Here is a 10,487-nt window from a genome sequence, read left to right as displayed (position 1 = left end):
CGGGTCAGGCGCTCGCGGCAGTAGTCCTTGAGACCCTCCGGGTCGAGCACCGCGCCGTCCTCCAGGATGATGCAGGCCACGACGTCCTCGGATCCATCCGCACGCGGACGGCCAACGACAGCCACGTTGGTGACGTCTGGGTGCTGGCGGATCACGTCTTCCACCTCGGCCGGGTAAATGTTGAAGCCGCCGGTAATGATCATTTCCTTGATGCGGGAGACGATCTTGATGAAGCCATCGGACTCCATAACCGCCATGTCGCCCGTGCAGTACCAGCCGTCGTGGAAAGCCTGCTCGGTGGCTTCCGGCATGTTGAAATAGCCCTTGAATACCTGCGGTCCGCGCACGAGGAGCTCGCCCGCGGTGCCATCCGGCTGGGTCTCGCTGAGGTTGTCTGGGTTGCCGATGCGCACCTCGGTATCCGGGAAGGGGATGCCGATGTAGCCGGGGCGGCGGTTCTTGTTGAGCGGGTTCGCGGCCACGATCGGCGAGGTTTCCGTGAGCCCGTAGCCTTCTACGAGCAGGCCGCCGGTGACCGTTTCCCATTCCTCAACGATCTCCGCCGGTAGCGCCGCTGCGCCCGAAAGGCTGTTCTCGATGCCGTGCAGATCGATGCCCCGTTCCTGGGCCGCTTCCATGACCTTGGCGTAGATCGTGGGCACGCCCGGCATCCAAGTAGGGCGGCGCTTCTTCATGATCTCGAGAAGAAGCGGCACCTTGGGAGCTGGGGTGAGGACGAGCTCACCGCCGATGTGCACGCCGAGGGCGGCGATAAGGGTGAGGCCGTAGACATGGAAGAGGGGGAGGGCGGCGAGCATGCGCTCGGCCTTGTTGCCCAATTCGGGGACCCATGCTTCCGCCATCTTCATGTTGCAATACAGGTTGGAGTGGGTCAGCTCCGCGCCTTTGGGCCTGCCGGTGGTTCCGGATGTGTAGAGAATGAGTGCGGTGTCATTGAGATCGACCTTCGCATCCTCCAGCTTGTAGCCCTGCCCGCCGATGGCGCGCCCCGTGAGCACGTTCCACGGCACGGTATTGGGAGCGGCAACTGAGAGCTCCGCGCGCTTGTCCTTGATGAAGGGAAGCGGCAAGCGCAACAGCAGCTGCTTGCGGCGCGGCATGGCCTCGATCATGTTGACCGTAACAATCGTTTCGAGCGGTGTGGAATCACGCAGCTTCTCAAAGGTGGGGCTCGCCTTATCCCAGACCACGGCCACGCGGGCGGCGTGATCCTGGAAGAGGGGCTCGAGCTCAGCCGTGGTGTAGAGCGGGTTGTGCTCCACGACGGTCGCCCCCAGTTTCAGGATGGCGTAGAACACCGCCACGTGTTGGGGGCAGTTGGGCAGTGCCACGGCGACGCGATCACCGGGACGGATGCCGAAGGCCTTGAGGCCCGCCGCGGCGGCGCGCACGTGGGTATCGAGTTCGCGGTAGGTCATCTGGTGACCGAAGAACCACGTCGCCGGCCTGTCGCCGAATTCCTCCACGGTCTCTCGGTAGGAGTCCAAAAGCGTTTCGGTGCCGTAGTCCAGATTAGGTTTAGTCCACTCAGGGTAGTACTGGAGCCAGGCTTTCGTCTCAAAGGCGGAAGAGGCCTGAGCGGGGGCTTCGGTCATGTTCGCGAACTCCTTAGGTGGTCAAACTTGTTATGTGTGAAACAGTATAACTAATTTGTGACGGGAGTCTCGCAAATCTTTGCAAAGTTGCTTGCAGTAACGAAATCTTTTCGGGATAAATCAATAGCCCCGGTGATGTGCGTTTATCGCGCAGGGATCGGTTCCGGGGCTATGGAGTGCTACTTCTCCGCTTTGAGGCGCTCGAGCAGATCCGCCTGAACCTCGCGGCGGCGAATCTTGCCCAGCTGGTCGGTGGCCAGCTTTTCGAAGTGGTAGAAGGTGCGCGGCACCTTGTAGCGGGTCAGGCGCTCGCGGCAGTAGTCCTTGAGGCCTTCGGGGTCGAGCGCGGCGCCGTCGTTAAGCACGATGCAGGCCACGACGTCCTCCGAACCGTCCGAACGCGGGCGGCCCACCACGGCGGCCTCCGCCACATCTGGGTGATCCAGCAGGGTTTCCTCAACCTCACCGGGGTAGACGTTGAATCCGCCGGTGATGATGATCTCCTTGATGCGGCTGACCAGGCGGATAAAGCCGTCTTCCTCCATCACACCCATATCGCCCGTGCGGAACCAACCATTGTGGAAGGCCTTCTCTGTGGCTTCCTCATCGCCGAAGTAGCCCTTAAAGATCTGCGGGCCGCGGGCCAGCACCTCACCTTCTTCGCCATCCGGCATGGTCTCATCAAGGTTGTCCGGGTTGGCAATGCGAATCTCGGTATCCGGGAAGGGGATACCCACGTAGCCGGGGCGGCGGGCATCACTCATCGGGTTACCCACGATGATGGGCGAACACTCCGTCAGGCCATAGCCCTCCACGAGCATGCCGCCGGTGTACTTCTCCCACTTCTCCACGGTATTGACAGGCAGGGTCGACGCTCCGGAGAAGGCCGCGCGCACGCCGTCCAGGGAGACGTCATCTTCTTCCGCCTTCGCCACGATGCGCTCGTACAGGGTTGGCACGCCCGGCACCCAGGTCGGGGTGTGCTTCTTCATCAGGTCCATGATGAGCGGCATCTGCGGGCTCGGCAGCAGAACCAGCTCGCTGGCGATGAGCGGTGCCAAGGTGGCGTTCATGGTCAGGCCGTAGGCGTGGAAGAAAGGCAAGGCTGCGAGCATGCGCTCCGGAGAATCGCCCAGGCCCGGGACCCAGTGCTTGCCCATGAGCAGGTTGGAGAAAAGGTTGCCGTGGGTCAGCTCCGCGCCCTTGGGGCTACCGGTGGTGCCGGAGGTATAGAGGATGAGCGCGGTGGTGTCCTTGGTGACTGCCTCCGGGGTGAGGACGTCAGAACCATCGCCGCCAATGGCGTTGCCCACGAGGGACTCCCACGGCACCGTGTTCGGTGCCGGGGCGGTGAGCTGATCGCGCTTGGACTTCAGCGGCGGGATAGGCAGGCGCAGGGCCAGGCGCTGAGGTGTCGGCATCGCGTTGATCATATTGATGGAGACGACGGTCTCCAGGGAGGTCGTCGGGCGCAGCTTCTCCAAGGTGGAGGCCGTCTTATCCCAGGAAATAGCGATGCGCGCGCCGTGGTTCTGGAACAAGCCCTCCAGCTCGTGGGCAGTGTAGAGAGGGTTGTGCAAAACCGCGATGGCGCCCAGCTTGAGCACGGCCCAGAAGGAGGCGATGAACTGCGGGCAGTTGGGGGCGACGATGGCCACGCGGTCCCCCGGGCGCACCCCGAAGGCGCGCAGGCCGGCGGCGGCGCGGCGGACCTGCTTATCCAGCTCGGCGTAGGTTTGCGTGCGGCCGAAGAAGTAGGTTGCCGGCTTGTCGGGGTGGAGCGCGAGGTTGTTGTCGTAAACGTCGAGAAGCGTGGTGTCCCCGTATTCCAGGCTGTGCGGTGTCCACTCTGGGTAGTACTGGAGCCACGCATTGGACTCGTATGCCGACATCGATTCACCTTTCGGTCGCGTAGGTTAAGGTACGGGCCAGTATAACGCGGGTCGTTTCGGGATACACTGGGAAATTATGCGCATCGCGATGATTTCCATGCATACCTCGCCCCTTGAGCAGCCCGGTTCCGGGGATGCGGGTGGCATGAACGTCTACGTTCTCAACACTGCTCGCCAGCTCGCACGTCGCGGCGTGGAGGTCGATATTTTCACCCGCGCCACGCGCCCCAGCCAGGGTGAGGTGGTGGGCGTCGAGGAGCGCCTGCGCGTCATCAACATTGTGGCGGGGCCCTATGAGGGCTTGAGCAAGGAAGAGCTGCCCACCCAGTTGGCTGCGTTTACGGGCGGGATTTATAACTTCGCGCGCTGCTTTGAGGTGGACTATGACGTCATCCACTCTCACTATTGGCTCTCCGGTCAGGTGGGCTGGTTATTGCGCGATCTGTGGGACATCCCCCTCGTCCACACCGCACACACGCTGGCCGCGGTGAAGAACGTGCACCGCACTCTCGATGACACCCCAGAAACTGAGGCGCGCCGCATCTGTGAACAGCAGCTGGTGGATAACGCTGACATCCTGGTGGTTAATACAGCCCAGGAGACTCGCGATCTGATCGAGCACTATGATGCATCGCCGGACAATATCGTTGTGGTCTCCCCGGGTGCGGACACGGAACTCTATACCCCGGGCACCGACCGCATGACGGAGCGTGCGCGCCGCCAGCTGGGCATCCCGCTGCACACCAAGGTGGTGGCGTTTGTGGGCCGCCTGCAAAAATTCAAGGGCCCTGACGTGCTCATTCGCGCAACGGCGGAGCTGATGGAGCGCGATCCGGATCGCCGCCTGCGCGTCGTCATCTGCGGTGGTGCTTCGGGGGCGAATTCCTCGCCGGATACCTACCACAACCTCGCCCGCGAGCTGGGGGTGGAGCGCGTCGTGCGCTTCCTCAGCCCGCGCCCGCCACAGGAGCTCGTAGCCATCTATCAGGCCGCGGATATTGTCGCGGTCCCCAGTTATAACGAGTCCTTTGGGCTGGTGGCCATGGAGGCTCAGGCTTCCGGAACGCCCGTCGTGGCGGCGGCTGTCGGCGGCTTGCCCATCGCGGTTGCGGACGGTGATACTGGCCTGCTTGTCCACACGCATTCGGCGCAAGATTGGGCGGATGCGCTGGAGCAGTTGCTTGACGACGACCCCCGCCGCATCGCCATGGGTGAAGCCGCCGTCGATCACGCCCAGCAGTTTAGTTGGGCGGCGGCTGCCGGCCAGTTGGAGAACATCTACGCCGACGCGATGAGTATTGAGATTCCGGACTGCCACGCGCGCCGGGCAATCGGATACTAATCCCACATAAGCGGGCATAAACCCACAGTTAGGGGTGATGTGCCCGGGTTCACAGGCAAGCGGCCGAAAAACGTGGCATGCTGGTGTTTATGAGTAACGGAAAGCTGATTCTACTTCGACACGGACAGTCCGAATGGAACGAGTCCAACCAGTTCACCGGTTGGGTTGATGTCAACCTCACCGCCAAGGGTGAGGGTGAGGCCAAGCGTGGCGGCGAGCTGCTCAAGGAACAGGGCATCTTGCCGAACGTTGTCTACACCTCCCTCCTGCGCCGCGCCATCCGCACGGCCAACATTGCGCTTAATGCCGCAGACCGCCACTGGATTCCGGTCGTGCGCGATTGGCGCCTGAACGAGCGCCACTACGGCGCACTGCAGGGCCTCAACAAGGCCGAGACCAAGGACAAGTACGGCGAGGAACAGTTCATGGCATGGCGCCGCTCCTACGGCACCCCGCCGCCGGAGCTGGAGGACGGCGCCGAGTACTCCCAGGCCGGTGACCCGCGCTACGCCAACCTGGATCAGGTTCCGCGTACGGAGTGCCTGAAGGATGTCGTCGAGCGCTTCGTTCCTTACTTCGAAGAGGAGATCCTCCCGCGCGCCAAGAAGGGTGAGACCGTTCTCATCGCCGCACATGGCAACTCCCTGCGCGCGCTGGTCAAGCACCTGGATCAGATCTCCGATGAGGAGATCGCCGGCCTCAATATCCCGACGGGCATCCCGCTGGTCTACGAGATCGCCGAAGACGGTTCCGTGGTGAACCCGGGTGGCACCTACCTGGATCCGGAGGCTGCCGCTGCTGGTGCAGCCGCCGTGGCCGCGCAGGGTGGCAAGAAGTAGCCGAAAACCGCTACGTGCTGCGCACGATCCCCAAGGAGCCTATACTCCTTGGGGATTCTTTGTAGGGGCGTGAATGATTGTGGAACTGGTACTAGCTTTCCTGGCCGGCGTGGTGGCCTGCGGCCTGGCCATACCGGTGATCGCCCGGGTCCGCGAGCGCCTAGTGCGCCGCCGCGTCCGTGATGCGGATGCGAACCAGGTCACCAGCGTTAGCCAGGTCTTGCACCTCGCCGTGTCCGGCTCTCCAGCCGGGATGGCCGTGCTCTCGCGGTCCAAAGAGATCATCTTTTCTAACCCTGCCTCCCATGAGATGTCGATGGTGCACGACCGGGCGGTGAACCCCGATCTGTGGAAAGTTGCGCAGGAGGTTTTCGAGGATAAAGAGACCCGAACGCTGGACCTATCTATCCCGAAGCGCCGCACCGGAAATCGCGTGATTCAGGTGCGTGCGGTGGTCCAGCCGCTGACGCTGAACGACGATCGCTTTGTCATCGTCTACGGCACCGATGAGTCCGAGTCGGTGCGCATGGAATCCGCTCGCCGTGACTTCGTGGCCAACGTCTCCCACGAGTTGAAAACCCCGGTGGGTGGCATCGCGCTGCTGGCTGAGGCCCTCCTTGAGGACACCGGGAATCCCGAGCACGTCGAGTATTTCGGCAGCAAGGTGCAGAAGGAGGCGGCGCGTATGGCCGACATGGTCAGCGAGCTCATCTCCTTGTCTAAACTGCAGGGCGCGGAGGCGCTCCCGGAAATGGAGCCGCTCGATCTCGATGAGATCATCGATGAGGCCATTACCCGCAACCAGCTTGCCGCCGATTCCCACCACAATCAGCTCACCCGCGGTGATTCGGAGGGGGTCCAGGTCATGGGGGACAAGTCCCTCTTGGTCACGGCGATCTCCAACCTCATCTCAAATGCCATCCACTATTCGCCGGATGAGATGCCGGTGTCGGTCACGCAGAAGGTCGTCGGCGGAAAGGTCGTCCACATCCGCGTCACCGACCGTGGCATCGGCATTGCCCCGGAAGACCAGAAGCGGGTCTTTGAGCGCTTCTTCCGCGTGGATAAGGCGCGGTCCCGGCAGACCGGTGGAACCGGCCTTGGTCTGGCCATTGTGAAGCACGTCGTGGCTAATCACGGCGGCAATATCAAACTGTGGTCACGCCCCGGAACTGGCTCGACGTTCACAATCGAGCTCCCTATCTACGCGGAAGAAAAGCCAGCAGATAATCTTATTCATCGGGATAATATAGAAGACGGGGCCGTCAGCTCCGCCGCCCCTGGTTTACAGCGCGCCGTGGCGCGCGTAGCCGCTCGTCGAAAGGATAAAGCGCAATGACCACCATCCTCATCGTTGAAGATGAAGAGTCGCTGGCCGATCCCCTCGCCTTCCTCCTCCGAAAGGAGGGATTCGACGTTCTCCTCGCCCCGGACGGGCCCAGTGCGCTAGAACAGTTCGCAGCGAACCACGTGGACATCGTCTTGCTGGACCTCATGCTGCCAGGCATGTCCGGAACGGACGTGTGCAAGCAACTGCGCGCGACATCCTCTGTGCCGGTGATCATGGTGACCGCGCGCGACTCTGAAATTGACAAGGTCGTGGGGCTCGAGCTGGGCGCAGATGATTACGTGACCAAGCCCTATTCCTCTCGCGAACTCATCGCCCGCATCCGCGCGGTGCTGCGCCGCGGCAACGATGCCTCTTCCGATCACGGTGAGGAGGAGCCCGACGAGCAGATTCTGGAAGGCGGCCGCGTGCGCATGGACGTGGAGCGCCACACCGTGCTTGTCGCCGGCGAGCCGGTGTCCATGCCGCTCAAGGAATTTGATCTCCTCGAGTACCTGCTGCGCAATTCTGGGCGCGTGCTGACCCGCGGTCAGCTCATCGACCGTATTTGGGGCGCGGACTACGTGGGTGACACAAAGACTCTCGACGTCCACGTCAAGCGCCTCCGCTCCAAGATCGAGGCTGAGCCTTCCCACCCGCAGCAGCTCGTGACGGTGCGCGGCCTGGGATACAAGTTTGAGGCTTAAGCGCCAGGGTCCGCTGGGTGCCGCGGGAACTCGACTCCGGAGCGCGCCCGGGCCTCGCAGTGCTTGGCCAGGATTTCGTAGCACTCCTCGCCGAGTAGCGCGATCAGCTCGGTCTTCTGCGACTTCCACAGCGGTTCTTCCGCGGTGTGGCAGGAGGGATCGGCCGAGCAATACCAATCGAAGTCCTCGCCGCCGTTGCCCCACCCGCGGCGGTCGTACTCACCGATGGTGGTGCGCAGTATTTCCTCCCCGTCGGGGCGCTCCTCATAGTCTTCGTGCCGGCGAATCGGCAGCTGCCAGCACACTTCGGGCTTGACCACGGTGAGCTCTTCCCCCGCGTCGAGCGCCCACTGATGGATAGCGCAGCCCGCGCCCGTGGGCCAGCCGGCGCGGTTGGCGAAGATACAGGCGCCGTCGACAAGCGGCGTCTTCAGCGCCGGTTCCGGCTCGCCATCATCGCCGTCGAGCTCATCCCACTCCAGCCACGGTTCCAGTTCTTCGGGTTCACCGTGCTTCAGGAACCCATCTACCCCCTCTGGGCGGTGCTGCCAGAAACGTGCGGGCATGCGGGCGACGGCGTCGCGAAGCTGCTCCCGATCCGTCTCATCGGCCATGTATGCGCCGTGCACGCAGCAGCCGACGTCGGGCTGTTGCTTATCGATGCCGTGGCACCTCTCCGTCCCAAACTGGCAGGCATAGTGCGATTCGAGCCAAGTCAGGTCGATGGAAAAGACGTGGAGTGGATCGTGCGGATCCGTAAATTCGAACCACTCTCTGGGGAAGTCGGGGGCCTTTTCGCGGCCGGCGATAATGGAAGCCGCCGCGGGGGAGGAGGCCGGAAAACCCAGGTAAACTTCTTTTGATTTCGGGCGATTCACACCTACCCACGGTAGACCTACTACTGTAGAGGCGTGCGATTAGGTGTATTAGACGTCGGAAGTAATACCGTCCACCTCGTTGCGGTCGATGCCGCAACCGGTGGGCGGCCTTCGCCGATGAGCGATTGGAAGACCCCGCTGCGTCTGGTGGAACAGCTAGACAAAGACGGCAACATCCATGAGAAGGGCATGAAGAAGCTCATCTCCGCCGTGGGGGAAGCCGCTGAGTTGGGCGACAAGCTGGGCTGTGACGAGTTCATTGCCTTTGCTACTTCTGCCGTGCGCTCGGCCACTAACTCGGCCAAGGTTCTCGATGAAGTTGAGAAACAAACCGGCGTCCGCCTCGAGATCTTGTCGGGCGAGGAGGAAGCTCGGTTGACCTTCCTGGCCGCCCGCCGTTGGTATGGCTGGTCCGCTGGCCGCATTACCAACCTCGACATCGGTGGTGGCTCGCTGGAGCTGTCCACCGGTACCGACGAGCATCCGGAAATGGCTTTCTCCCTCGATTTGGGAGCAGGCCGTCTGACTCACAACTGGTTCGATACCGACCCGCCGGAAAAATCCAAGGTGAACCTGCTGCGGGATTATATCGATGCGGAACTGGCCGGCGTCGCCGATAAAATGCGCGCGCTGGGCCCTGCCGGGTTGGCCGTGGGTACCTCGAAAACCTTCCGCACGCTGGCCCGATTGACAGGTGCTGCGCCGTCCTCGGCGGGCCCCTATGTGAAGCGCACGCTCACTGCGCCGGGCCTGCGTCAGCTGATTTCCTTCATTTCCCGTATGACTGCAGCTGACAGGGCGGACCTTGAGGGTGTAAGTTCTACCCGATCGCATCAGATCGTCGCCGGCGCTTTAGTGGCGGAGGCGAGCATGCGTGCCCTGGGAATCGAAAAGCTGGAGATCTGCCCCTGGGCTCTCCGAGAAGGTGTCATTTTGCGCCGTACCGATAAGGGACTGGAATAGGAAAGAAACGTGGCTGACAAGAAACAGTTGACAGTTGCGGAGCTGCTGGCCCGTAACGCGAAGGACCGATCCGGCGAGGAGAAGAGCTCGCGCCGCCATCGCCGGAGCCTTGACGAAGGCGGCATCTCGGTTGCGGAGCTGACCGGCAATCTCGAAAAGGTCAAGGCAACTCCGGCAGAGGCTAAGCACTCGAGTGTCTCCATCGATGAGCCGGCCCCGGTTATTCCTGCGCCGAAGAAGGAGAAGAAGGAGAAGCCTCAGCAAGAGACACCTCAGCAGGAGGCCCCGCAGAAGGACGCTGATAAGTCTCACTCCGCCGCCCCTGCGGAGAAGCCAACCGAATCTGAGTCCAAGCCTTCCCAGCCCTCTGACGAGGACACGCGCGTAATCCAGAAGGTCAAGGACGAGCCCAAGAAGGCTGAAGACAAGGCCCAGTCAAAGGTCGAGTCCAAGGCTGAGCTGAAGACCGAGGAAAAAGTTGAGCCAAAGGCCAACGACAAAGTCGAAGACAAGGCCGAGGATGACACCTTTACCACGGGTGAACTCGAGGCAGTCGACCATGATGTTGAAGAGTACGACGAGGACTATGACGAGGAGGACGAGGGCAAGCTCAACCCCTTCGCCGTCGTCCTGCTCGCCCTCGTGGGCATCGTGCTCGGTGCCATCGTGTTCAAGGGCTTTGAGATTCTCTGGGACCGCTTTGACCGCTTGGTCGTCGTGGTACTCGGCGTTGTTGTCACCGGCGTCATCGTCGGAATCGTCCACGCACTCCGCACGAGCCGCGATGGTTTGTCCATGTTCCTCGCAGCCGTGGCCGGTCTCGTGCTGACCTTTGGCCCGCTGCTCGTGGTGATGTAGGCACCGGCCCAAAGGGCATCTTCTCAAAGGCATCTGCCAGAAGGTACTTTTGCCCCTGAGAACGC

Annotated in this window: 9 protein-coding genes; 6 read left to right on the top strand and 3 right to left on the bottom strand. The window is 62.3% G+C overall.

Annotated elements, in window-relative coordinates; translation table 11 throughout:
- Together HMPREF2808_RS10000 and HMPREF2808_RS09995 are read right to left on the bottom strand one after the other, a co-directional pair.
- On the bottom strand, window positions 1-1,616 hold a 1,616-nt coding region (locus HMPREF2808_RS10000; RefSeq protein ID WP_246818567.1), incomplete at its 3' end, for a long-chain-fatty-acid--CoA ligase.
- 179 nt (window positions 1,617-1,795) lie between these two features.
- Complete coding sequence (locus HMPREF2808_RS09995; protein WP_070596623.1) at window positions 1,796-3,508, bottom strand: long-chain-fatty-acid--CoA ligase; 1,713 nt, start codon at window positions 3,506-3,508, stop codon at window positions 1,796-1,798.
- 76 nt (window positions 3,509-3,584) lie between these two features.
- Here HMPREF2808_RS09995 and mshA point away from each other — a divergent pair, with 76 nt between their 5' ends.
- From mshA to HMPREF2808_RS09975, 4 genes are all read left to right on the top strand, one after another.
- Window positions 3,585-4,850, top strand: coding sequence for a D-inositol-3-phosphate glycosyltransferase (mshA, locus tag HMPREF2808_RS09990; RefSeq protein WP_070563636.1), 1,266 nt, complete (start codon window positions 3,585-3,587; stop codon window positions 4,848-4,850).
- An 89-nt stretch (window positions 4,851-4,939) separates the two neighbouring features.
- A complete protein-coding gene (locus tag HMPREF2808_RS09985) occupies window positions 4,940-5,689 on the top strand; it encodes a phosphoglyceromutase (RefSeq protein ID WP_070563655.1) in 750 nt (249 codons plus the stop codon).
- 73 nt (window positions 5,690-5,762) lie between these two features.
- Window positions 5,763-7,028: a sensor histidine kinase gene (locus HMPREF2808_RS09980; RefSeq protein ID WP_070563639.1), complete on the top strand. Its 1,266-nt coding sequence runs from the start codon at window positions 5,763-5,765 to the stop codon at window positions 7,026-7,028.
- Window positions 7,025-7,723 carry a response regulator transcription factor gene (locus HMPREF2808_RS09975; protein WP_070521121.1) on the top strand — a complete coding sequence of 233 codons (699 nt, stop codon included), beginning with the start codon at window positions 7,025-7,027 and terminating at the stop codon, window positions 7,721-7,723. The genes HMPREF2808_RS09980 and HMPREF2808_RS09975 overlap by 4 nt, the downstream gene beginning before the upstream one ends.
- On the opposite strand, the gene HMPREF2808_RS09970 is transcribed toward HMPREF2808_RS09975, so the two are convergent.
- The gene (locus HMPREF2808_RS09970; protein ID WP_070596624.1) at window positions 7,720-8,601 is read right to left on the bottom strand and encodes a DUF3109 family protein; all 882 of its coding nucleotides are present in this window, start codon (window positions 8,599-8,601) and stop codon (window positions 7,720-7,722) included. The two genes, HMPREF2808_RS09975 and HMPREF2808_RS09970, sit on opposite strands and share 4 nt — an antisense overlap.
- 33 nt (window positions 8,602-8,634) lie before the next feature.
- On the opposite strand from HMPREF2808_RS09970, the gene HMPREF2808_RS09965 reads away from it, so the two are divergent.
- The gene (locus HMPREF2808_RS09965; RefSeq protein WP_083299172.1) at window positions 8,635-9,564 is read left to right on the top strand and encodes a Ppx/GppA family phosphatase; all 930 of its coding nucleotides are present in this window, start codon (window positions 8,635-8,637) and stop codon (window positions 9,562-9,564) included.
- 9 nt (window positions 9,565-9,573) lie between these two features.
- On the top strand, window positions 9,574-10,422 hold the full coding sequence (locus tag HMPREF2808_RS09960; protein ID WP_070563644.1) for a hypothetical protein: 849 nt from the start codon (window positions 9,574-9,576) through the stop codon (window positions 10,420-10,422).
- The last annotated feature ends 65 nt before the right edge of the window (window positions 10,423-10,487 follow it).

Source organism: Corynebacterium sp. HMSC078A10, assembly GCF_001811565.1.
Classification (GTDB): domain Bacteria; phylum Actinomycetota; class Actinomycetes; order Mycobacteriales; family Mycobacteriaceae; genus Corynebacterium; species Corynebacterium hesseae.
Note: the sequence above shows the minus strand (reverse complement) of the source record. Positions and strands in the feature narration are given on the sequence as shown.